Origin of the sequence: Variovorax gossypii, from assembly GCF_003965815.1 — a bacterium.
In the GTDB taxonomy this organism is placed as follows: Bacteria; Pseudomonadota; Gammaproteobacteria; order Burkholderiales; family Burkholderiaceae_C; genus Variovorax; species Variovorax gossypii.
Map to the genome: position 1 here is coordinate 161,713 of NZ_RXOE01000001.1, position 23,815 is coordinate 185,527.

16 protein-coding genes and 4 tRNA genes are annotated in these 23,815 nt (G+C 66.5%); 12 read left to right on the forward strand and 8 right to left on the reverse strand.

All coding sequences use genetic code 11. The annotated features are described in order from the left end of the window. Positions 1–63 precede the first annotated feature (63 nt). From EJP69_RS00735 to EJP69_RS00745, 3 genes are all read left to right on the forward strand, one after another. Positions 64–1,263 carry an efflux RND transporter periplasmic adaptor subunit gene (locus EJP69_RS00735; RefSeq protein WP_093306265.1) on the forward strand — a complete coding sequence of 400 codons (1,200 nt, stop codon included), beginning with the start codon at positions 64–66 and terminating at the stop codon, positions 1,261–1,263. Beyond that, positions 1,260–4,418 (forward strand): efflux RND transporter permease subunit, encoded by a 3,159-nt coding sequence (locus EJP69_RS00740; RefSeq protein ID WP_093202590.1) that lies wholly within the window; start codon positions 1,260–1,262, stop codon positions 4,416–4,418. Before EJP69_RS00735 ends, EJP69_RS00740 begins: the two co-directional genes overlap by 4 nt. Before the next feature lie 105 nt (positions 4,419–4,523). Beyond that, positions 4,524–4,610 (forward strand) — tRNA-Leu (locus tag EJP69_RS00745). A gap of 84 nt (positions 4,611–4,694) precedes the next feature. Here EJP69_RS00745 and EJP69_RS29615 read toward each other — a convergent pair. Continuing rightward, positions 4,695–5,699, reverse strand: a complete 1,005-nt coding sequence (locus EJP69_RS29615; RefSeq protein ID WP_206169269.1) for a tetratricopeptide repeat protein — start codon at positions 5,697–5,699, stop codon at positions 4,695–4,697. A 265-nt stretch (positions 5,700–5,964) separates the two neighbouring features. Between EJP69_RS29615 and tig the strand changes: the two genes are divergently transcribed. From tig to EJP69_RS00795, 9 genes are all read left to right on the forward strand, one after another. Then, positions 5,965–7,281, forward strand: a complete 1,317-nt coding sequence (gene tig, locus EJP69_RS00755; RefSeq protein ID WP_093202586.1) for a trigger factor — start codon at positions 5,965–5,967, stop codon at positions 7,279–7,281. Between the two features lie 115 nt (positions 7,282–7,396). Next, positions 7,397–8,005, forward strand: coding sequence for an ATP-dependent Clp endopeptidase proteolytic subunit ClpP (clpP, locus tag EJP69_RS00760; RefSeq protein WP_093202585.1), 609 nt, complete (start codon positions 7,397–7,399; stop codon positions 8,003–8,005). 107 nt (positions 8,006–8,112) lie between these two features. Next, a complete protein-coding gene (gene clpX, locus EJP69_RS00765; RefSeq protein ID WP_093202582.1) occupies positions 8,113–9,378 on the forward strand; it encodes an ATP-dependent Clp protease ATP-binding subunit ClpX in 1,266 nt (421 codons plus the stop codon). A 23-nt stretch (positions 9,379–9,401) separates the two neighbouring features. Further along, the gene (lon, locus tag EJP69_RS00770) at positions 9,402–11,843 is read left to right on the forward strand and encodes an endopeptidase La (protein ID WP_093202580.1); all 2,442 of its coding nucleotides are present in this window, start codon (positions 9,402–9,404) and stop codon (positions 11,841–11,843) included. A 61-nt stretch (positions 11,844–11,904) separates the two neighbouring features. After that, positions 11,905–11,980: transfer RNA gene (locus tag EJP69_RS00775), tRNA-Gly, on the forward strand. A gap of 63 nt (positions 11,981–12,043) precedes the next feature. Beyond that, positions 12,044–12,117, forward strand: a tRNA-Cys gene (locus EJP69_RS00780). 100 nt (positions 12,118–12,217) lie between these two features. Then, a tRNA-Leu gene (locus tag EJP69_RS00785) sits at positions 12,218–12,309 on the forward strand. Positions 12,310–12,329: 20 nt separating this feature from the next. Beyond that, positions 12,330–12,971 carry a DUF6806 family protein gene (locus EJP69_RS00790; RefSeq protein ID WP_093306269.1) on the forward strand — a complete coding sequence of 214 codons (642 nt, stop codon included), beginning with the start codon at positions 12,330–12,332 and terminating at the stop codon, positions 12,969–12,971. Positions 12,972–13,026: 55 nt separating this feature from the next. Continuing rightward, positions 13,027–14,325, forward strand: coding sequence for an MFS transporter (locus tag EJP69_RS00795; protein WP_126468420.1), 1,299 nt, complete (start codon positions 13,027–13,029; stop codon positions 14,323–14,325). 16 nt (positions 14,326–14,341) lie between these two features. Here EJP69_RS00795 and EJP69_RS00800 read toward each other — a convergent pair whose 3' ends face one another. The 7 genes from EJP69_RS00800 to proV form a co-directional block, all read right to left on the reverse strand. Then, entirely contained in the window at positions 14,342–16,546 is a 2,205-nt protein-coding gene (locus tag EJP69_RS00800; protein ID WP_126468421.1) for an Ig-like domain-containing domain, read from the reverse strand. A 90-nt stretch (positions 16,547–16,636) separates the two neighbouring features. Then, a complete protein-coding gene (locus EJP69_RS00805) occupies positions 16,637–17,428 on the reverse strand; it encodes a PA3715 family protein (RefSeq protein WP_126468422.1) in 792 nt (263 codons plus the stop codon). A 30-nt stretch (positions 17,429–17,458) separates the two neighbouring features. Then, positions 17,459–18,247: a glutamate racemase gene (gene murI / locus EJP69_RS00810; protein ID WP_126468423.1), complete on the reverse strand. Its 789-nt coding sequence runs from the start codon at positions 18,245–18,247 to the stop codon at positions 17,459–17,461. A gap of 1 nt (position 18,248) precedes the next feature. Further along, on the reverse strand, positions 18,249–19,802 hold the full coding sequence (locus tag EJP69_RS00815) for a fumarate hydratase (RefSeq protein WP_093202564.1): 1,554 nt from the start codon (positions 19,800–19,802) through the stop codon (positions 18,249–18,251). Positions 19,803–19,867: 65 nt separating this feature from the next. After that, positions 19,868–20,878 (reverse strand): glycine betaine/L-proline ABC transporter substrate-binding protein ProX, encoded by a 1,011-nt coding sequence (gene proX, locus EJP69_RS00820; RefSeq protein WP_126468424.1) that lies wholly within the window; start codon positions 20,876–20,878, stop codon positions 19,868–19,870. 17 nt (positions 20,879–20,895) lie between these two features. Beyond that, positions 20,896–22,077 (reverse strand): glycine betaine/L-proline ABC transporter permease ProW, encoded by a 1,182-nt coding sequence (gene proW / locus EJP69_RS00825; protein WP_126468425.1) that lies wholly within the window; start codon positions 22,075–22,077, stop codon positions 20,896–20,898. A gap of 22 nt (positions 22,078–22,099) precedes the next feature. Beyond that, on the reverse strand, positions 22,100–23,359 hold the full coding sequence (proV, locus tag EJP69_RS00830) for a glycine betaine/L-proline ABC transporter ATP-binding protein ProV (protein WP_126468426.1): 1,260 nt from the start codon (positions 23,357–23,359) through the stop codon (positions 22,100–22,102). Between the last annotated feature and the right edge of the window lie 456 nt (positions 23,360–23,815).

The following is a 23,815-nucleotide window of genomic DNA, read 5'->3' on the forward strand; positions in this document are numbered from 1 at the left end:
TTTACCCTAGATTACTAACCAGTGGGTCAGTAATGGCCCGGTTCGTCCTTTCCAGGGTGTCTCATGACCGCTTCCGCCGTCTTCCCGTCCCGCCTCCGCAGTGCCGCCTGGCTGCTGCTTCCCGCCATCTTTCTGGCTGGCTGTTCGCCTAAACCCGCAGCCGAGGATCCGGTCCGCGCGGTCAAGTTCGTGACCGTGGGGGCGAGCGAGTTCGACGCCCAGCCCGAGTTCTCGGCCGAGGTGCGCGCCCGGGTCGAATCGCGACTGGGCTTCCGCGTCGGCGGCAAGATCACCAGGCGGCAGGCCGAACTCGGCCAGCATGTGCAGGCCGGCCAGGTGCTGGCCCAGCTCGATCCGCAGGACTACCGCCTTGCCGCCGAAGCAGCACGCGCCCAGCAGGCCGCCGCGCTGACCAACCGCGACCTGGCAGCCGCCGACCTCAAGCGCTACACCGAACTGCGGTCGCAGAACTTCATCAGCGGAGCCGAGCTGGAGCGCCGCGAAACCACCTGGAAGGCCGCGCAGGCCCAGCTCGAGCAGGCGCAGGCGCAACTCGCCTCACAGGGCAACCAGGCCAACTACACGACGCTGGTGGCCGACGTGGCCGGCATCGTCACCGCCATCGAGGCCGAGCCCGGCCAGGTGGTGCAGGCCGGCACACCGGTCGTGCGCATCGCGCAGGACGGCGCCCGTGACGTGGTGTTCGCGGTGCCCGAAGACCGGGCCACGCTGATCAAGACCGGCTCGCCCGTGACGGTGCGCGGCTGGTCCGGCGGCAACGAGCTGCAGGGCCAGGTGCGCGAGGTGGCGGCGAGCGCCGATGCGGTCACGCGCACCTACTCGGTCAAGGTGGCCATCGATGCCGCCACCGCGCCGCCGCTGGGTGCCACCGTCTATGCGCGTCCGCAGGCGCTGGCTCACTCCAGCGCCCCGGTGATGAAGCTGCCGACCAGCGCGCTGCGCCAGGAGGGCAAGGGCACTTCCGTGTGGGTGCTCGACAAGTCGACCATGACGGTGCGCTCGCAGCCCGTGCAGGTGGCCACGGCCGACGGCAACGAGGCCGTGATCGCCGGCGGCATCTCGCCCGGCATGATGGTCGTGGCCGCGGGCGTGCATGTGCTGTCGCCGGGTCAGAAGGTCACCATCTACCAGTCCAAGGAGGCGGCCGCGGCCGCCGCCAATGCCGGTGCGAAGGAGTCCGTGCAGCCGGTCACGGCCGTTGCCGCGACGAACAAGGAGATCGCAGCGGGTGCCGCCAAATGAGCGGCGGCGCGGCGAACCCCAACGACAAGCCCTCCGGCTTCAATCTCTCCAAATGGGCGCTGGACCACGCGCCCCTCACGCGCTACCTGATGGTGGTGCTGATGGTGCTGGGTGCGTTCGCGTACTTCCAGCTCGGACAGGACGAAGACCCGCCGTTCACCTTCCGCGCGATGGTGGTGCGGACCTACTGGCCCGGCGCCACCGCACAGCAGGTGGCCGAGCAGGTCACCGACAAGCTCGAGCGTACGCTGCAGGAGGCGCCGTACGCCGACAAGATCCGCAGCTATTCGAAGCCCGGCGAGTCGCAGATCATCTTCAACATCAAGGACTCGTCGAAGTCCACCGAGGTAGCGAACGTCTGGTACACGGTGCGCAAGAAGATCGGCGACATGCGCGCCACCTTGCCCGCCGGTGTGCAGGGGCCGTTCTTCAATGACGACTTCGGCGACGTCTATGGCGTGATCTACGCGCTGGAGAGCGAAGGCTTCAGCTACGCCGAACTCAAGACGCTGGCCGACGACGTGCGCCAGCAACTGCTGCGCGTGAAGGACGTGGCCAAGGTCGACCAGTTCGGCGTGCAGGACGAGAAGGTCTACATCGAGATCTCGCAGAAGCGCCTGGCGCAGCTGGGGCTCGACTTCAACGCCGTGCTCTCGCAGCTCGGCTCGCAGAACGCCATCGAGAGCGCGGGCACGATCCAGTCGCCGCTGGACGTGGTGCAGGTGCGCGTCGCGGGCCAGTTCACCAGCGTCGACCAGCTGCGCGAAATGCCCATCCGCGGCAGCTCGGGCAACCAGCTCAAGCTCGGCGACATCGCCGACATCCACCGCGGCTACGTCGATCCGCCCACGGTCAAGATGCACCACCAGGGCAAGGAAGTGATCGGCCTGGGCGTGTCGATGGCCAAGGGCGGCGACATCATCGCGCTGGGCAAGGCGCTGAAGGCCACCGCCGTCACCATCGAACAGCGCCTGCCGGCCGGCGTGAAACTGGCGCAGGTGCAGGACCAGCCGGTGGCGGTGGCGAGCTCGGTCAACGAGTTCGTCGGCGTGCTGATCGAGGCCGTGGCCATCGTGCTGGCCGTGAGCATCATCTCGCTGGGCCTGCACAAGGGCGGGCGCTTCGGCTGGTACGTCGACATGCGACCGGGGCTGGTGGTGGCGATCACCATTCCGCTGGTGCTGGCCGTGACCTTCCTGGCGATGAACTACTTCGGCATCGGGCTGCACAAGATATCGCTGGGCTCGCTCATCATCGCGCTGGGCCTGCTGGTGGACGACGCGATCATCGCGGTCGAGATGATGGTGCGGAAGATGGAGGAGGGCTACGACAAGGTCCGCGCCGCCACCTTCGCCTACGACGTGACGGCCAAGCCGATGCTCACGGGCACGCTCATCACCGCGGCGGGCTTCCTGCCGATCGGCATCGCCAAGTCGGTGACGGGCGAGTACACCTTCGCCATCTTCGCGGTGACGGTGATCGCGCTGGTGCTGTCGTGGATCGTCTCGGTGTACTTCGTTCCCTACCTCGGCACGCTGCTGCTGAAGGTGAAGCCGCACGACCCCGATGCGCCGCCGCACGAGCTCTTCGACACGCCGTTCTACAACGCCTTCCGCTCCACCGTGAACTGGTGCGTGCAGCACCGCTGGATGACCATCGGCGCCACGGTGCTGATCTTCGCGCTCGGCATCTTCGGCATGGGCAAGGTGCAGCAGCAGTTCTTCCCGGATTCGAGCCGGCCCGAGATCCTGGTCGACATCTGGTTCCCCGAAGGCACCTCGTTCGCCGCGAACGAGGAAGTGGCCAAGCGCGTCGAGAAACGCGTCATGCAGGAGGCCGGCGTGAGCACCGTCAGCACCTGGATCGGCTCGGGCGTGCCGCGCTTCTACCTGCCGCTGGACCAGGTGTTTCCGCAGACCAACGTGTCGCAGCTGATCGTGCTCGCCAAGGACCTGAAGGTGCGCGAGACCCTGCGCATCAAGCTGCCGCAGGTGCTGGCGCAGGAATTCCCCGAGGTGCGCGGCCGCGTGAAGCTGCTGCCCAACGGCCCGCCGGTGCCGTACCCGGTGCAGTTCCGCGTGATCGGCCCCGACCCGGCGCTGCTGCGCGGCCATGCCGACGAGGTGAAGGCCGTGCTGCGCGACAACGCCAACATGCGTGGCGTGAACGACAACTGGAACGAGTCGGTGAAGGTCATCCGCCTCGAGATCGACCAGGCCAAGGCGCGTGCGCTCGGTGTGACTAGCCAGGCCATCGCGCAGGCTTCCAAGACCATGTTCAGCGGCACCACCGTGGGCCAGTACCGCGAGAACGACCTGCTGATAGACATCGTGCTGCGCCAGGCGCCCGACGAGCGCCAGGCCATCTCGGACATCGGAAATGCATACATCCCGACGACCTCGGGCCGCTCGATTCCGCTGACGCAGATCGCCAAGCCGGTGTTCACCTGGGAGCCGGGAGTGATGTGGCGCGAGAACCGCGACTACGCCATCACCGTGCAGGGCGACGTGATCGAAGGCCTGCAGGGCGCGACCGTGACGGCGCAGCTGCTGCCGAAGCTGCGCGAGCTCGAGGCCGGCTGGGTCGCGGCCGGGCAGGGCGCCTATCGCATCGAAGTGGCGGGCGCGGTGGAGGAAAGCAGCAAGGGCTCGGCCTCCATCGTGGCCGGCGTGCCGATCATGCTGTTCCTGGTGTTCACGCTGCTGATGCTGCAGCTGCACAGCTTCAGCCGTTCGCTGCTGGTGTTCATCACCGGCCCGATGGGCATCGCCGGCGTGGCCGGCGCGCTACTGGTGCTGAACCGGCCTTTCGGCTTCGTCGCGCTGCTGGGCGTGATCGCGCTGATGGGCATGATCCAGCGCAACGCCGTGATCCTGATCGACCAGATCGAGCTCGACCGCGCGGCGGGCGTGCCGGCGTGGGACGCGATCGTGGAGTCGGCGGTGCGGCGGCTGCGGCCGATCGTGCTGACCGCTGCCGCGGCGGTGCTGGCGATGATCCCGTTGTCGCGCAGCGTTTTCTGGGGGCCGATGGCCGTTGCAATCATGGGTGGGCTGATCGTGGCAACGGTGTTGACCCTGCTTGCCCTGCCCGCGATGTACGCCGCCGCGTTCCGCGTGAAGCGCGAGCCGGAAACGGTGCCGATTAGCGTCTAAAATCGCAGGCTGACCGATTTCAAGCGGATGGTCTTTGGCCCACGGGAATCCGTGGTGCGAAAAGCCCGTCCGCTTTTGCATTCACCTGAAAAAAAGATTGGCATCGCGCGGGTGGCGAAATTGGTAGACGCACCAGGTTTAGGTCCTGACGTTCGCAAGAACGTGCCGGTTCGAGTCCGGCCCCGCGCACCAGCCCTGCATGTAGCCCGTTCTATCGAGCAGCAATGAAGCCCCGTTCCGCAAGGAGCGGGGCTTTTTCTTTTCCTTTTTCCCGCTCTACCAGTCGCTGCTGCTACTGCTGTCGCTGCTTCCGCTGTCGGAACTGCTGCTGCTCGAGTCGTCCCACGAGCTCGTGTCGCTGATGCCGAAGTTGTTGTCCACGAAGCTGCGATCGACCTGCCGCTCCGGCTCCGGATCGGACGAGGGCCAGAGGCTGCTGCCCATCCTGTCGTTGCCGCTGTCGTGGTGGCGGTGGTTGTTGAAGATGTTGGTCGTGTTGCCCTGATGGTCGTCGGAGCGGTCGTTCAGCATGTGGCGCAGCAGCTCGCCCGCGACCACCGCGCCGACGCCCGCCGCGGCGCCCGCGGCCAGTGCACCGCCGATGCCGGGGCCTTGGCTGGGGGCGGGAGGGGCGGAGCCGTAGTCCCTGTAGTCGTCCGTCCTGCCGTAGCCCATCGACGAATCGCTGGTGGGCCTGGAGAACCTGGTTCCGCTCCCGGCGGGGGCAGGCGCCTCGAAGGTGGTGGCGCGGCGGCGCTGCTGGAAGACCACATAGGCGACGACGAACAGCGCCACGATGCCGATCGGCCCCCAGGGAATCGGGCCGGACGATGAGCCCGTATCCGCCTTGCCGGATGCCAATGCTGCAGCCGGGCTGGGTACGGGCGGTGGCTCGGGTTTGGTCTCGACCGGTTTCTCCAGCTTGCGTTCGAGCTTGGCGACCGACTCGGCCTTCGCGAACTTGAGTCCGGGCGACAGCTCCTTGGCCAGGGCCAGTTCGTCCCTGGCATCGTCGAGCTCGCCCTTCATCGCAAGAAGCTCGGCGTGCACGTAGTGGGCCTTCGCGCTCTTCGGATGGTTCTTCAGCACCTTCGCGATCATCGCGTCGGCATCGGCCATCCTGCCGTTGCTTGCCGCTTCGTAGATCTGCTGGATGGTCGGCTCCTTCGCCGCTGCCGCCGGCGCCGCGGTGGTCTTGGCCAGCGCGGGCGAAGGCATGCCGAACACGAGGACCAGGGCGAAGGCGAGGGCGGCGAACAGTCGCTGGAAGAGGATGGGCATTCGTTCCTTGGGGAAATGTCGAATCGCAGCCACTGTAAAGGCGAAATCGGCCATGAATCCGGGCGTGGTGCGCAATCTCTGCTGCAGCTGGTCGCCGACCCGCTCAAAACGGGCGCTTCCAGCCGATTAGAATCATGGGTTGCCCAGTTTTGCAGGCGGCACGCGTGTGCCTCCGCATAAATCCCGCTAGCGCGTGCAAGTCCTTGATCTGTATCGGTAAAAAGACGCAGGCCCCGCGCAACAGCCCCCTCACAAGGAAGACATCATGACCGTGACCGTTGAAACTCTCGAGAAGCTCGAACGCAAGATCACGCTGACCCTGCCGGTCGGCACCATCCAGTCCGAAGTCGATTCGCGCCTCAAGAAGCTCGCGCGCACCGTCAAGATGGACGGCTTCCGTCCCGGCAAGGTGCCGATGAACGTCGTTGCCCAGCGCTACGGCTACTCGGTGCACTACGAAGTCATGAACGACAAGGTCGGCGAGGCTTTCTCGCAAGCCGCGAACGAAGCCAAGCTGCGCGTCGCCGGCCAGCCCCGCATCACCGAGAAGGAAGACGCACCTGAAGGCGAACTGGCCTTCGACGCGATCTTCGAAGTGTTCCCCGACGTCAAGATCAACGACCTGTCGGGCGCCGAAGTCGAGAAGCTGTCGGCCGAAGTCGGCGAAGACGCCATCGACAAGACCCTCGACATCCTGCGCAAGCAGCGCCGCACCTTCGCCCAGCGCGCGCAGGACGCCGTCGCTCAGGACAGCGACCGCGTGACCGTCGACTTCGAAGGCAAGATCGACGGCGAGCCCTTCCAGGGCGGCAAGGCCGAAGACTTCCAGTTCGTCGTCGGCGAAGGCCAGATGCTGAAGGAATTCGAAGACGCCGTGCGCGGCATGAAGGCCGGCGACAGCCGCACCTTCCCGCTGTCGTTCCCGGCCGACTACCACGGCAAGGACGTGGCCGGCAAGCAGGCCGACTTCCTCGTCACCGTGAAGAAGATCGAAGCCTCGAACCTGCCCGAAGTCAACGAGCAGCTCGCCAAGTCGCTCGGCATCGCCGAAGCCACCGTCGAAGGCCTGCGCGCCGACATCAAGCGCAACCTCGAGCGCGAAGTGAAGTTCCGCCTGCTGGCCCGCAACAAGAACGCCGTGATGGACGCCCTGGTGGCCAACGCCGAGCTCGACCTGCCGAACGCCAGCGTGCAGTCGGAAGTCAGCCGCATGGTCGAAGGCGCCCGCGCCGAACTGAAGCAGCGCGGCATCAAGGACGCCGACAAGGCCCCGATCCCCGACGAAGTGTTCCGCCCGCAAGCCGAGCGCCGCGTGCGCCTGGGTCTGGTGGTGGCCGAGCTGGTGCGTGCCAACAACCTGCAGGCCAAGCCCGAGCAGATCAAGGCCCACATCGACGAGCTGGCCGCCAGCTACGAGAAGCCGGCCGACGTGGTGCGCTGGTACTTCAGCGACAACAACCGCCTGGCGGAAGTCGAAGCCGTGGTCATCGAGAACAACGTGACCGATTTCGTCCTCGGCAAGGCCAAGGTCAACGAAAAGTCGGTGTCGTTCGACGAACTGATGGCTCAGCAGCAAGGCTGATTTCCGTCGCCGCCCGCTACGCCGATGGGGCTTGTGCTTTGCGGCACGAGCCCCATTTCACTCAGGCGTACAGTTCAGAAACAGCGAACGATTCCATTTCCCGGAGAGCAAATACATGAGCGCACAGGAAACCCAGGCCCTCGGCATGATCCCGATGGTCATCGAGCAATCCGGCCGCGGCGAGCGGTCGTATGACATCTATTCGCGCCTCCTCAAGGAGCGCATCGTCTTTCTGGTGGGCGAGGTCAACGACCAGACCGCCAACCTCGTGGTGGCCCAGCTGCTGTTCCTCGAGAGTGAGAACCCGGACAAGGACATTTCCTTCTACATCAACTCCCCGGGCGGCAGCGTGAGCGCCGGCATGGCCATCTACGACACCATGCAGTTCATCAAGCCCGACGTGTCGACCATGTGCCTGGGCTTCGCGGCCAGCATGGGCGCCTTCCTGCTGGCGGCCGGCGAGAAGGGCAAGCGTTTCTCGCTGCCCAACTCCAAGATCATGATCCACCAGGTGCTCGGCGGCGCACGCGGCCAGGCAACCGACATCGAGATCCACGCGCGCGACATCCTGCGCACCAAGGACCAGATGAACCGCATCCTGGCTGAGCGCACCGGCCAGCCGCTGGAAAAGGTCAAGGCCGATACCGAGCGCGACTATTTCCTCACGGCCGACGAGGCCAAGGACTACGGCCTGGTCGATCAGGTCGTCGCGAAGCGCGGTTGAACGCCGGCGCCGAGGGCGCCAAATGGCAAAAAACGGCGTTTTCCACACGGGAAACGCCGTTTTTGTTTAGTTATCATTGTCCCTACCCTGTAACGAGGCAAATGTCCATGGCCGATAAAAAAGGCTCCTCCAGCGAAAAAACGCTTTATTGCTCGTTCTGCGGCAAGAGCCAGCACGAGGTCAAGAAGCTGATCGCGGGCCCTTCGGTCTTCATCTGCGACGAGTGCATCGACCTTTGCAACGAGATCATCCGCGACGAACTCCCGGCGGGTGAGGAAGCGCGCGAGTCGCGCAACGACCTGCCGACGCCGCTGGAGATCAAGGCCAACCTCGACAACTACGTGATTGGCCAGGAGCCGGCCAAGCGCATGCTGTCGGTGGCCGTCTACAACCACTACAAGCGCCTGCGCCACAAGGAAAAGGCCAAGGGCGACGACGTGGAGCTCAGCAAGAGCAACATCCTGCTGATCGGCCCCACCGGCTCGGGCAAGACGCTGCTGGCGCAGACGCTCGCGCGCATGCTCGACGTGCCCTTCGTGATGGCTGACGCCACCACGCTGACCGAAGCCGGCTATGTCGGCGAGGACGTCGAGAACATCATCCAGAAGCTGCTGCAGAGTTGCAACTACGAAGTCGAGCGCGCACAGCGCGGCATCGTCTACATCGACGAAATCGACAAGATCTCGCGCAAGTCCGACAACCCCTCGATCACGCGCGACGTGTCGGGCGAGGGCGTGCAGCAGGCGCTGCTGAAGCTCATCGAAGGCACCATGGCCAGCGTGCCGCCGCAGGGCGGACGCAAGCACCCGAACCAGGACTTCCTGCAGATCGACACGACCAATATCCTGTTCATCTGCGGCGGCGCGTTCGCGGGTCTGGAGAAGGTCATTGAAAACCGCACCGAGGCCTCCGGCATCGGCTTCGGCGCTTCGGTCAAGAGCAAGCAGCAGCGCAGCATTACCGAGGTGTTCCGCGAAGTCGAGCCCGAGGACCTGATCAAGTTCGGGCTGATCCCCGAACTCGTGGGCCGCATGCCCGTGGTCGCATCGCTCGCGGAACTCAGCGAGGATGCGCTGGTCCAGATCCTGACCGAGCCCAAGAACGCCGTGGTCAAGCAGTTCACCAAGCTGCTGCAGATGGAGGGCGTGGATCTCGAGATCCGCCCGGCGGCGCTCAAGGCGATCGCCCGCAAGGCGCTGGCGCGCAAGACCGGTGCGCGCGGTTTGCGATCGATCCTTGAACAGTCGCTGATCGACACCATGTTCGAGTTGCCGAACGCGACCAATGTCGACAAGGTGGTGGTCGAGGAATCGACCATCGACGAAAACAAGCCCCCGCTGCTCGTGTATCGCGAAGCGGCGAAAAAGGCTTAAAGCCAAAGACGCGAAGGATCTGCATGTCTGGCCACACCCCTCTGCCTCCCGAAGCCCTCGACCTGCCGCTGCTGCCGCTGCGCGACGTCGTGGTGTTTCCGCACATGGTGATCCCGCTGTTCGTGGGGCGCCCCAAGAGCATCAAGGCACTCGAACTCGCCATGGAGGCGGAGCGCCGCATCATGCTGGTGGCCCAGAAGGCCGCCGCCAAGGACGAGCCCTCCGTCGAGGACATGTTCGAGGTCGGCTGCGTCTCGACCATCCTGCAGATGCTCAAGCTGCCCGACGGCACCGTGAAGGTGCTGGTCGAGGGCCAGCAACGCGCCCGCGTGAACCGCATCGATGACGGCGAGACCCACTTCTCGGCCAACGTGACGCCCGTCGAGGCGCCCGAAGGCGGCGAGAAGGGCACCGAGGTCGAGGCGCTGCGCCGTGCCGTGATGCAGCAGTTCGACCAGTACGTCAAGCTGAACAAGAAGATCCCGCCCGAGATCCTCACCTCGATCTCCAGCATCGACGATCCGGGCCGCCTCGCGGACACCATCGCCGCTCACCTGCCGCTCAAGCTCGACAACAAGCAGGCCGTGCTCGACCTCGACGACGTCAAGGCGCGCCTGGAAAACCTGTTCGGCCAGCTCGAGCGCGAAGTCGACATCCTGAACGTCGACAAGAAGATCCGTGGCCGCGTGAAGCGCCAGATGGAGAAGAACCAGCGCGACTTCTATCTCAACGAGCAGGTCAAGGCCATCCAGAAGGAGCTCGGCGAAGGCGAAGAGGGCGCGGACATCGAGGAGATCGAGAAGAAGATCAAGCTCGCGAAGATGTCCAAGGAAGGCCTGAAGAAGGCCGAGGGCGAGCTCAAGAAGCTCAAGCTCATGTCGCCCATGTCGGCCGAGGCCACCGTGGTGCGCAACTACATCGACGTGCTGATCGGCCTGCCATGGAGCAAGAAGACCAAGATCAAGCACGACCTGGCCAACGCCGAGGCGGTGCTCAACGCCGACCACTATGGCCTCGAGAAGGTCAAGGACCGCATCCTCGAGTACCTCGCGGTGCAGCAGCGCGTGGACAAGGTCAAGGCGCCGATCCTGTGCCTCGTGGGACCTCCGGGCGTGGGCAAGACCTCGCTGGGGCAGTCGATCGCCAAGGCGACCGGCCGCAAGTACACCCGCATGGCGCTGGGCGGCATGCGCGACGAAGCCGAGATCCGCGGTCATCGCCGCACCTACATCGGCGCGCTGCCGGGCAAGGTGCTGCAGGGCCTGAGCAAGATCGGCACGCGCAACCCGCTGTTCCTGCTGGACGAAATCGACAAGCTGGGCACGGACTTCCGCGGGGACCCGTCGAGCGCGCTGCTCGAGGTGCTCGACCCCGAACAGAACCACACCTTCGGCGACCACTACGTGGAAGTCGACTTCGACCTGAGCGACGTGATGTTCGTCGCCACCTCGAACTCGATGAACATCCCGCCGGCGCTGCTGGACCGCATGGAAGTCATCCGCCTCTCGGGCTACACCGAGGACGAGAAGACCAACATCGCGATCAAGTACCTGCTGCCCAAGCAGATGAAGAACAACGGCGTGAAGGACGACGAGCTGTTCGTCACCGAAGAGGCCGTGCGCGACATCGTGCGTTACTACACGCGTGAAGCGGGTGTGCGTTCGCTCGAGCGCGAGTTGTCCAAGATCTGCCGCAAGGTGGTGAAGGGCCTGCTGCTCAAGCAGCTCACGCCCAAGGTCACCGTCAACGGCGCGAACCTCAACGAGTTCCTCGGCGTGCGCAAGTACACCTTCGGTCTCGCCGAGAAGCAGAACCAGGTCGGCCAGGTGGTCGGCCTCGCGTGGACCGAAGTCGGCGGCGACCTGCTGACGATCGAGGCCGTGACCATGCCCGGCAAGGGCGTGATCAGCCGCACCGGTTCGCTGGGCGACGTGATGAAGGAATCGGTCGAGGCCGCGCGCACGGTGGTGCGCAGCCGCTCGCGCCGGCTCGGCATCAAGGACGAGATGTTCGAGAAGCGCGACATCCACATCCACGTGCCCGACGGTGCCACGCCGAAGGACGGCCCCAGCGCGGGCGCTGCGATGACGACGGCCTTCGTGTCGGCGCTCACGGGCATTCCGGTGCGCGGCGATGTCGCGATGACGGGCGAGATTACGCTGCGAGGCGAGGTCACCGCCATCGGCGGCCTGAAGGAAAAGCTGCTGGCCGCGCTGCGCGGTGGCATCAAGACCGTGCTGATTCCGGAAGAGAACGCCAAGGACCTGCAGGAGATTCCCGAGAACGTGAAGAACGGCCTCGAGATCGTGCCCGTGAAGTGGATCGACAAGGTTCTCGAGATCGCTCTCGAGAAGCAGCCCGAGCCGCTGTCCGACGAGGAGGTTGCTGCGTCCGCTGCCGCGATGGCCGAACTGGCCAAGCAGCGCGCGCCGGCGCCGGCTTCGGAAGGTTCGGTCAAGCACTGACGAGCCCTTCGCAAAACTTGTGGAGCCTCGAAAAACTGGTATATAATTCAAGGCTCGAAACGCGGGAATAGCTCAGTTGGTAGAGCGCAACCTTGCCAAGGTTGAGGTCGAGAGTTCGAGACTCTTTTCCCGCTCCAGTTTTGAAAAAGGGAAGCAGCAGCTTCCCTTTTTTTCGCTAGTTCGATTTCGTATTTCTGCGTGGCGCGATAGCAAAGCGGTTATGCAACGGATTGCAAATCCGTCTAGTCCGGTTCGACTCCGGATCGCGCCTCCACTCTCTCGGTTCAACCAGATTCGACTCCGACTGCCAAGCCCCGCCAACCGACGTTGCCGGGGCTTGTTTTGTTTGGGTTATCGTCGATGTCCAACCTGACGCCCGGATGGTGAAATTGGTAGACACATCGGACTTAAAATCCGCCGCTTCCTTAATCGGGGCATACGGGTTCGACCCCCGTTCCGGGTACCACACTTACAAGGGAGCATTAGATGCCTCGCTACAACGCTCCATTTGAGATTCATGTGCACGGCGATGTGCCGCTGCGTTCGGACGTGAGCTTCGAGCAGATCCAGGAAGCGCTCAAGCCGCTGTGGAAATACGCCGGTGCCAAGTCGCTGGCCGATGGCGCGACCAGCAGCTACGAGGAAGAACCCGGCATCCGTTTCGAGCAGAAGGACCACGTGCTCCAGATGTGCTGGACCGTGGCAGGCGACGAAGACTTCCGCCAGGCACTCGACGAGATGTGCATGGGCCTGAACGAACTCTCCGAGCGCGGAGCCGCCATCGAGGTCACCTTCTACGACACCGACTTCGACGAGGAAGAGGGCGACCCCGAGGAAGAATCGCGCGACGACTTCCTGATGCTGTTCGTCGGCCCGAACCCCGCCGCGATCATGCAGGTGCAGCGCGACCTGCTCGTGGAAGACGTCGTCAACCTCATGGAGCGTCACTTCGACGGCTCCGAACTGGGCGGCGTGGTTGCCGAGATCGATCGGCTCTTCAGCGACCGTTTCGATGCGCTCGTGAACTCGCTCGAGATCGGCAAGCGTCCGCGCGGCGCCGGTGGGTCGGGCAGCGGGGGCAGCGGCGGTGGACATGGCGGCGGCCGCCGTCCGCGTCACCTGCACTGATTCCGCGGCATCCTCCGCGAAAAGACGCCGCAACAAGACCCAGCCAGGCCGTCGCATGGCCCTGTTCCCTGCCTCGGCGCTGAGACCGGGCGTGCGCAAGCGCGAGGTGTTCGGCTGGGCGATGTACGACTTCGCCAACTCGGGCTACACCACGGTCGTCATCACCGCGGTGTTCGCCGCCTACTTCGTGGGCGGTATCGCCAAGGGCGCTCCATGGGCCGCCTTTGCGTGGACGGCAGCACTCAGCACCTCGTACGCCATCGTGATGCTCACGATGCCCGCCATCGGCGCATGGGCCGATCTGCGCGCGGCCAAGAAGCGGGTGCTCGTGCTGGCGACCATCGGCTGCGTCTTCGCGACGGCGGCGCTGGCCGTCACACCGAGCTTCTCGGGCGCTGCCGGAGTTGCGCTCGCGATGGCGCTGATCGTCGTCTCCAACGCCTTCTATTCCTACGGAGAGTCGCTCACCGGCGCCTTCCTGCCCGAGCTCGCCACGGCCGAGGGAATGGGCAAGGTGAGCGGGTGGGGCTGGGCCTTCGGCTATGTCGGCGGCATGTTGGCGCTGGGCATCTGCCTGGCCTACGTGCTGTGGTCTCAATCCAGGGGCCTGCCTGCGGCGCATTTCGTTCCGGTCACGATGCTGATCACGGCCGCCATCTATGGGCTGGCCGCATGCGCCACCTTCGTGCTGCTGCCCGAGCGCGCGCAGCCCAGGGCCGCCGATACCGGGCTCGGCGCATGGCAGCAGCTGCGCGCGACCTACCGCCAGGCGCGGGCATATCGCGACTTCATGTGGCTGCTGGCATGCACGGTCTGCTACCAGGGCGGCGTAGCGGTGGCCATCACGCTCGCGGCCATCTATGCGGAGCAGGTGATCGGCTTCGTGGCGAGCGAGACGATGGTGCTGATCTTCGTGCTCAACATCGCGGCATCGCTGGGGGCCTTCGGCTTCGGCTACGTGCAGGACCGCATCGGCCACAAGGTCTCGTTGGCCGGCACGCTGGTCGCGTGGATCGCGGTCTGCGTCATCGCCGCGGTGGTCACCACCAAGGGCGGCTTCTGGTGGGCCGCGACCATCGCGGGGTTGGCCATGGGTTCGAGCCAGTCGGCCGGCCGCGCCATGACGGGCTACCTGGCGCCCCCGCTGCAGCTGGCGGAGTTCTTCGGCCTCTGGACCTTCGCGACGCGGCTGGCGAGCATCGTCGGCCCGTTGAGCTTCGGCGCCATCACCTGGATGACCGGAGGCAACCAGCGCATCGCGATCCTCTCGACGGCCGTGCTCTTCGTGGTGGGGCTGGTGCTGCTGCTGCCGATCGACATGCAGCGCGGCCGCCAGGCCGCGCTGCGCAACTAACCAAGCCAGGCTTCGATCAGGGCAGCTTGTCGCCGAACAGGCTGTCGTTGGTCAACGGCCAGCCGACTTCCGGCGCATAGCGCACCGTCCAGTTCGCCGGGTTCTTCACGCGGGCCGCGAAGGCAGCCAGATCGGAGCGGTCGAGCGAGCCGGTGTAGATCGCGTTGGTCTGGTTCGCGGGCGTCACGGTGAAGCTGAACGCCGTGCCGGCCGTCGTGACGGCGTCGGGGATGGTGCCTGCGGTACCGCCGAGCGTGATGGTCGCGAGATGGTTGCCGACGGCGGTGATCTGTCCGGCCACGCCGTCGCCCAGTCCGGCGATGGTGCCGCCCGCGATTGCGTAGACGGTTTCCGACTTGCCGATGCCGCCCGGCGACCCGAGCGTGAAGCCCTTGTCCGCGATCGGATTGCCCGTGACGTCGGTCTGGATCGTCACGATGGTGCCTGCCGGCAGGTTCTGGTCGGCGGTCCAGAAGAAGGCCGTTTCATTGGTGATGCCGGCGAACTCGGTCGTGCCCGCCTTGCGGTCGCGGTCGGTGAACAGCACCTGCGTGCCGCCGTTCACTGCCTTCAGCAGCACGAAGGCATAGGCATCGGGCGCCTCGGCATTGGCGGCCATGAAGAGCAGGTCGCCGGCCACCAGCGGCGTGGCGCCGGCGGTCGTCGTGAAGCTCAGCCTGGTGGCGTCGGAAATGCCGGCGAAGGCGTTGCCGGTGGCGTCTGTGATCGCGTTCGCATCCACCGTGACGTAGTAGCCGGTGCTGAGCTCGAGCGGGGCCGTCGGCACCAGTTTCAGCACGTTGAAGGCCACCTGCAGGCGCGCGGCGGGACTGTTGGAGTGGAAGGTTTCGACGACGCTGCCGTCGGCCTTGCGCAGCACGATGCTGCCGGAGCCCAGACGCACGGCCTCGTTGAACGACAGCGTTATCGCGGTGTCGAGATTCACGCCCACGCGGCCGGCGGCCGGCATCGACTTCTTCAGCGTCGGGGCGGCGGTATCGACCCACGGCTTGCCGAGGTTCACGACGAAGCCGTCGAACTTCTGGTCGGCCGCGGGCAGGTCCTTGGACGCAGTCTTGCCGTCCCACTTGGTGTCGCCGTTGTCCAGCAGCAGCTGGACCTGCGTGCCGGCCTTCACGGGGCCCGGCACCTCGACGGTCGATTCGAAGCTGCCGCCCGTTTCCTTGCGCAGCGCGTCGAGGTCGTTCGACAGCTCCACAGGGGCGCTGTTCGGATTGCCATCCCACGCGAACAGCGCGAAGTTGCGGTCCACGTCCGGGCTTGCAGCGCCCGCGGGGCCGGCAACGATCAGGTAGTTGCCGTCGGTGCCCTTGTCGATCGAGCGGATGCCGCGGCCGCCCAGTTCGAGCTCGATGGGAGCGCCGAAGGTGGCTTGCGTGGCGGTGCCGGCGATCAGGGCTGCGTAGTTCTGCAGCGGCACGATCAGTGCCTTGGCGCGCACGCGGGTGCCCGTCTGCGGCGCGCGGAAGCCGAGCCACAGTGCGGTGTCGCCGGGCGAGCTGGTCATGCCTTCGATGGAGAAGCCGTCGACGCGCTCGGGCACGATGCCGGCTCCGGCCGACACCGCGAAGCCGAAGCGGTTGGCGCCGAGGCCGTGACCGTTGCCGACGTCCCAGGCGATCAGCTGGGCCTCCAGCTGCGAGAACTTGCCGACATAGTCGAACGCGGTGGCCGCGCCGGTGCCGCTGACCTTGACGGCGAAGAGATGCGAGCGATCGGCGGCCGCGTCGGCGCCGTCCTTCTTGTTGCTGTTGGAGCCGGTGAGGTACAGCGTGTCGCCGATGCGCGTGCCGGCCTCCAGGTCGAGCTCCTTGGCCAGCTTCGGGCCTTCGAGCTCATAGCTCCATTCCTTCACCGCCGCGCCGCCGCCGCGCGGGTAGATGCGCAGCACGTTGGCTTCGTCGTCTGCCACGATCATGAAGTTCTCGGGCAGGGCGATGGCGGTGGATGCGTCCGAAGAGCCCTTGGTGGTGCCCGCATTGGGCGTGAACCGGGCCTTCGATACGAGCTGGTCGGGTTCGGCTGGGGGTTGCGTGGCCGGCGGCTGCGCGGGCGCTGGCGGGTTGGTGCTGGCGGGCGGCAGGAATCCGCCGAAGCCTGAGCCGCCGCTACCCCCTCCGCAGGCACCCAGCATCAGCGCGAGCGCGCCGGCGAGCAGGAGAGGCTTGAAGGGGACGCGGGCCTGGGAGAGTGAGTTCATTGTGCGCGGCAATACTTTTTGACAAACCGCGCATGCTGGTACTTTTGTGTGACGGCCCCGTGAAAAATCGGCCCCGGGGTCAGGCCTGCGTCAGGGTGTCTGCTGCTGGAGCGACCTCGGCACCTTGTAGCGCTCGCCGTCGTAGCGCAGCGTGACGGTGTTGAATTTCGGAGGCAGCGCCTTCTCCACGCAGCCCTGGTCCTCCTGCTCCTGCGCGCGGCTCTGCAGCAGCGTGCGCGACAGCTGCAGGTCGGCAAAGCCGTTGCTGCTGCCCTTGCCGACCGACACCATGGTGCGCAGCTTCTCGAAGTGGCCGGTGCAGGTGGAATCCCACCCGCCATGGTCGTGGTCGAGTTCGACCTCCTGCAGCACCTGGCGCAGCTGCTTGCCGTGGTGCACGTAGAGCCGCACGGTCTCGCTGGCCAGCGGGTTGCCCGGCGCGTTGCTGCCGCGATAGCGAACGCGCAGGCCGAAGGCGCGCGCCTCGGGCGAGAGCACGTAGCGCGAGGTGTCGATGCGGATGTCCTGGATCGATGTGGTGGCGTCCTCGTCGAGCGCCTCGGGCTGCATGAGCCGGCCGATCACGGTGTCGCGGTCGGTGTTGCCGTTGTCCGGGCGCTGGATCAGCAGGATCTCGAGGTCGAACACCTTGGCGCCGCGGTCGGTGGTTTCGCGCGGCATCGGCAGAACGACGATGCTGCGGCCCGGAAAGGCCGGCCAGATCTTGCAGGCCGCGAGCCGCTCGTCGAGCTGGCGGTTGGGATGCAGCTTGGCGTGCATGCGCTCGGCAAGGCCGCTCTCGCAGGCCGCATGGCTCAGGCCGGCCGTCGAAAGGCCCAGGAGGAAGAGGGCGCAGAAGGCGATGCGGCGCGGCAGGCGCATGGTTCGGTCGTCGTCCGGCTCAGGTCCGGCTCAGGCCGTGGCCGCGGCGGGAAGCCCGAGCCATTTCGCGGCCGCAGCCTCGAGCACGGCGACGTCGCCGCTGCTCTGCAGCAGGAGACCGCCGCTGCCGCTCTCGGCAAGCCGGCCCGCGGATGCGAGAAGGCGCCTCGTCTGCTGCGCGACCGGCACGCCCGTGTCGATGAAGCGCAGCGTGGCCGGCGCATGCTTGCCCAGCTCGTCCTTCACCAGCGGATAGTGGGTGCAGCCGAGCACCACCGTGTCGACCTCGCCGGGCCCGTCGCCGAAGGGGCCGGCCTCGGCCATGTAACGTTCGCTCAGCGCCGCGATGCCCGCCGAGTCGAAGCCTTCGATGGCCTTCACCAGCCCGTCGCACGGCACCGGCCGCACGTCGGCGCCGCCCCCGAACGAAGCGCGCAGCGTGGCGTACTTGGCGCTGGCCAGCGTGCCACGCGTGGCCAGCACCGAGATGTGCCCCGTGCGGCTTGCCGCCACTGCGGGCTTGAGGGCGGGCTCCAGCCCGACGATCGGCAGGTCGGGGTTCTCGGCGCGCATCAGGTGGACGGCGGCGGTCGTGGCGGTGTTGCACGCGATGACGAGCGCCTTGATGCCGTGTTCGCGCCGCAGGTGCCCGATCACCCTGCGCGACTGCTCGATCACGTAGGCGTCGCCGCGTTCGCCGTAGGGCGCGTAGGCCGTGTCGGCGAAATAGACGAAGTTCTCCTGCGGGAGCTCGGCCCTCAGCGCGGCCAGCACGCTGAGGCCGCCGACACCGCTGTCGAAGACGCCTATCGGGCTCAACTCAGGCTTCTTCCATCATGATGGTCTTGAACTCGCCCGTGGCGATGCGCTTCTGCCACTCGGCCGGGCCGGTGATGTGCGCGCTGGTGCCGCCGGCGTCGACCGCCACCGTCACGGGCATGTCGACCACGTCGAATTCGTAGATGGCTTCCATGCCCAGGTCCTCGAAGCCCACCACCTTGGCGGTCTTGATGGCCTTGCTGACCAGGTAGGCGGCACCGCCCACGGCCATGAGGTAGGCGCTCTTGTGCTTCTTGATGGCCTCGATGGCGACCGGGCCGCGCTCGGCCTTGCCGATCATGGCGATCAGGCCGGTCTGCGCCAGCATCATCTCGGTGAAGCCGTCCATGCGCGTGGCGGTGGTGGGACCTGCGGGGCCGACGGCCTCGTCCTTCACCGGGTCGACCGGGCCGACGTAGTAGATGACGCGGTTGGTGAAATCGACCGGCAGCTTCTCGCCCTTGGCCAGCATGCCCTGGATGCGCTTGTGCGCGGCGTCGCGGCCGGTGAGCATCTTGCCGTTGAGCAGCAGCGTGTCGCCCGGCTTCCAGCTCGCCACTTCGGCGGGCGTGAGCTTGTCGAGGTCGACGCGCTTGCTCTTCTTCTCGTCGGGAGCCCAGTTCACGTCGGGCCACAGGTCGAGCGAGGGCGCCTCGAGGTACACGGGGCCGCTGCCGTCCATTGTGAAGTGCGCGTGGCGCGTGGCCGCGCAATTGGGGATCATCGCCACGGGCTTGCTCGCCGCGTGCGTGGGGTACATCTGGATCTTGACGTCGAGCACGGTGGCCAGGCCGCCCAGGCCCTGCGCGCCGATGCCCAGCGCGTTGACCTTCTCGTACAGCTCGACGCGCAGCGCCTCGACCTTGCTCAGCTCTGCGCCCGAGTTCTTCTTGGCCAGCAGCTCGTGCATGTCGAGGTCGTCCATCAGGCTTTCCTTGGCCATCAGCGCTGCCTTTTCCGCCGTGCCGCCGATGCCGATGCCCAGCATGCCCGGCGGGCACCAGCCGGCGCCCATGGTCGGCACGGTCTTGAGCACCCAGTCGACCACGCTGTCGCCGGGGTTCAGCATGACCAGCTTGCTCTTGTTCTCGCTGCCGCCACCCTTGGCGGCCACGGTGACCTCGAGCTTGTCGCCCGGAACGATCTCCGTGAAGATCACCGCGGGCGTGTTGTCCTTGGTGTTCTTGCGGTCGAACTGCGGGTCGGCCACGACCGAGGCGCGCAACGTGTTGTCGGGGTGGTTGTAGCCGCGGCGTACGCCTTCGTTGATGGCGTCGTCCAGGCTGCCGGTGAAGCCGCCCCAGCGCACGTCCATGCCCACCTTGAGGAACACATTGACGATGCCGGTGTCCTGGCAGATCGGGCGCTGGCCGGTGGCGCTCATCTTGCTGTTGGTCAGGATCTGCGCAATGGCGTCCTTGGCCGCGGGGCTCTGCTCGCGCTCGTAGGCGCGTGCCAGGTGGGAGATGTAGTCGGCGGGGTGGTAGTAGCTGATGTACTGCAGCGCGGCGCTGATCGATTCGATCAGGTCGGCCTGCTGGATCGTGGTCGTCATGGTGGGGGCTTTTTTAGGAGTGTGGAAACGCCCCCCGATTATCTCAGCCGCCGCGCCTACCCCGCTTACCTTGCGGCGGCCCGGGCTTGCTCCACCCAGCCGTCGAAGAGTTGCCGGTGCACCCTTATCCAGCCGTCCGTGTGGCGCTCCACGTCCTGCTGCGTGTTCGCGCCCTGGCTCATGCGCAGGTTCTGGGCGTTGATGTCGCCGATCGGCAGCTTCATCACCTCGAAGAGCTTCGCCGCGGCCGGGTTCTTCTCGATGAAGGCCCGGTTGGCCACGATCTGCTCCTGGTTGGCCTGGAAGCCGTAGTTCCTGCCGTTGGGCAGCTGCGTATCGACGGAGTTGCCGCCCTGAGAGGACGAGAAGGGCACCTGCAGCCACACCACGTCGGCGCCGGGGCGCAGCACGGCGCTCACCCAGTAAGGCGTCCACGTGTAGTAGAGCACCGGCTTGTCCTGCCTGAAGCGGGCGATGGTGTCGGCCATCAGCGCGGCGTAGCTGCCCTGCCTGTGGGTGACGGTGTCGCGCAGCTGGTAGGCCGTCAGGTGGCTCTCGATGGCCAGCTCGCAGCCCCAGCCGGGGTTGCAGCCCGTGAGGTCGGCCTTGCCGTCGCCGTCCGTGTCGAACAGCTTCGCGATGGCCGGGTCCTTCAGTTGCGCGATGTTGGTGATGCCGTACTGCTCGGCCGTCTTGCGGTCGATCAGGTAGCCCTGCACGGCGCCGTCGGAGTACACGCCCTTGCGCCACAGCTTGGCGTCGCCGCCGCTGTTCTTGTAGAAGTCGGCGTGCAGCAGGCTCCAGTGGTTGGCCATGAAGGTAGCGTCGCCGTTGGCGATGGCCAGGTGCTCGGTGGCGGGCTCCAGGTCCTTCATGGGCTCGACCTTGTAGCCGAGCTTCTCGAGGCCGCGCATCACCAGCAGCGTCTGGAATGCTTCCTCGGCGAGCGAGCTCTTCAGCGGCTGCACCGTGATGCCCTTGCCGGGCAGATCGTTGGCTGCCTGGACGGCCACGCCCGAGGCCACGAAGGCGAGGGCCAGCAGGCCGCGTGCGATGAGTCTGGTCTTCTTGATCATGTGTGCGGGGCCTCCTGTCACTGGGCTTGCGTCGACAGGGCGGGTGCCGGTTCGGCATCCGTGCGGCCCGGTGCCACGGCGCGCTGCAGCATCCGCAGTGCAAGGCCCACCGGCCCCGTGTGCCACCAGCGGCGGCCGGCGCTGCGGCGCGACTTGCCCATGGCCTGCGTCAGGCGGTCCAGCGAGATCGCCAGCAGCACGATGCCCAGGCCGCCCACGGTCGCCAGGCCCATGTCGAGCCGGCCGATGCCGCGCAGCACCATCTGGCCCAGGCCGCCCACGGCGATCATCGAGGCGATGACGACCATCGACAGCGACAGCATCAGCGCCTGGTTGATGCCCGCCATGATCGACGGCATGGCCAGCGGCAGCTGCACCTTCACCAGCATCTGCCACGGCGAGGCGCCGTAGGCGCGCGCGGCCTCGATCAGGTCGGGGCGCACCTGGCGCAGGCCGAGGTTGGTCAGGCGCACCAGCGGGGCCAGCGCGAAGACGATCGTCACGATCACGCCCGGCACGTTGCCGATGCCGAACAGCATCACCACCGGCACCAGGTACACGAAGGCCGGCGTGGTCTGCATCGCGTCGAGCACCGGGCGCATGACCCGCTGCGCCCGGTCGCTGCTGGCCAGCAGCACGCCCAGGGGCAGGCCGATGACCATGCAGAAGACCAGCGAGGTCAGCACCAGCGACAGCGTCACCATCGCCTCGGGCCAGATGCCCAGCATGGCCACCAGCAGCAGCGCCACCGTGGTGCCGACGGCCAGCGCGCGGCCGGCAAACTGCCAGGCCAGCAGGCCGATGAGCGCGATCATCGCGAGCGTGGGCAGGCCGGTGAGCATGGCCTGCACCCAGTTGAGCGTGCTGTCGATGGGCAGGCGCACGGTCTGGAACAAGGGGCGGAAGTGCTCGACCACCCAGCCCAGGCCGCTGTTGATCCAGGATTCGATCGGAAGCGAGCCGTCCCAGAGGCGGTGCAGCTGGAAGCCGCCGGTCGCGGCGTCGGCTTGGCCGGCAAGTTGATGTGCCGTGTCGAGCTGCGCAGGAGCGTCGAGCCATGCGCTCGTCGCCGAGGCATCGGGCGCGGCCGACAGGGCTTCCCACGGATCGATCGGAGCGGCGGCAGGGACGGGCGTCGCCAGCGTCGTCGCGGCGTCGCTCAGCGGGGCGAGTTCGGAGGGCAGTGCGGTGTCGTTCATCGGTTGTGTCCTTCGAGTTCGTTCAGATGGCGGCCGTGGCGGCTGCGGCAGCAGGTTGCTGGGGCTGGTGCGCAGGGTCGATCGGCGGCGTGTCGCGGTCGAGGAACTTCAGCAGCGTCGTCTTGCTGATCGCGCCGCAGAAGCGGCCGTCGGCCGCGACCACCGGCATTGCGCACGGCGCCTGGGCCACCTGGCCGAAGAGGCCGGCCACGGGCGCATCGGCGTCGATGGTGCCGAGGTCGTTCAGGAAGGCGTGGCGCAGGCCCAGCGGGCCGGAATGCCCGTCGAGCGCGGCGCGCAGCGTGTCTGCCGACACGGTGCCCAGGTAGCGCCTGTTGGGGCTGGTCACGTAGGCGAAGTCGCGGTCCTGGTCTTCCAGCTGCTTGAGCGCCGCGCGTGCACCGCGCTCGGGGTGCTCGCAGACCACGGTGAGCTGCTTGCGCGCGATGTCGCCGGCCTTGAACACGGCCGCCGCGTCCACGCCGCGCACGAAGCTGCGCACGTAGTCGTTGGCGGGGCTGCGCAGGATCTCGTCGGGCGTGCCGACCTGGATCACCTGGCCGTCCTTCATGATCGCGATGCGGTCGCCGATGCGCATCGCTTCGTCGAGGTCGTGCGAGATGAAGACGATGGTGCGGCGCTGCTCCTGCTGCAGGCGCAGGAGCTCCGACTGCATCTCGGTGCGGATGATCGGGTCGAGCGCCGAGAAGGCCTCGTCCATCAGCAGGATCGACGGGTCGGAGGCCAGCGCGCGCGCCAGGCCCACGCGCTGCTGCATGCCGCCGGAGAGCTCGTCGGGGTAGCTGTCGCCCCAGCCGGCCAGGCCCACCTGGGCGAGCGCCTTGTCGGCCTGCGCCAGGCGTTCCTTCTTGCCGGTGCCCGAGAGTTCGAGGCCGAAGGCGGTGTTCTCGCGCACCGTCATGTGCGGCATCAGCGCGAACGACTGGAACACCATGCTGATGTCCTTGCGGCGCAGCGCGCGCAGCTTGATGTCGGAGTGCTCGTTGATGTCCGCGCCGTCGATCACGATGCGGCCCGCGGTCGGCTCGATGAGGCGGTTCAACAGCCGCACCAGCGTCGACTTGCCCGAGCCCGAGAGACCCATGATGACGAAGATTTCTCCAGCCTGGATTTCGAAGGTGGCGTCGAACACGCCGATCGACTGGCCGGTGCGCGCCAGGATCTCCTTCTTGGAAAGTCCTTGCCGGACCAGCTCCAGGGCTTGCTCGGGCTCGTCGCCGAACACCTTGAAGACATGGTCGATGAGAATTCCTTTGGCCATACGTCGGGGCTCCTTGGGTGAAGGGTTGACAGATCGCCACCCTCCGAAAGCTCCGAAAGGGCGACGCGACCACGCCCCAGCCCGTCAGATGGAGGGGCTGCCGACAGGCACTGAAGACGACAGGGCGACGAAGCCAGTGCCCGCCGGATGCTTCATTCGCAGAACGACGGGCCTGGTCGAGGGGCGCCGACTGGATGAGCGTGACGTGGCAATGGGGCTGGAAAGATCCGGCCGGTTTGCCGGGCAGTGCCCGGCGGGAGCACCTTGCACCGCGACGGGATTCGGAGATCCGCGAGTAGTGAAGGCTTGACCAACGGCGTCATCATCATGACTTGTTGGTCGTCAGAAGCTATCGATTATAACTTTTCGACATGATGAGGTCAAGGCAGGGCAGGCGCCGCCTCTGTCGGCGGCGGCGCAATGCCCTCGTCAGATGAGAGCTACTCTCATTGGGGC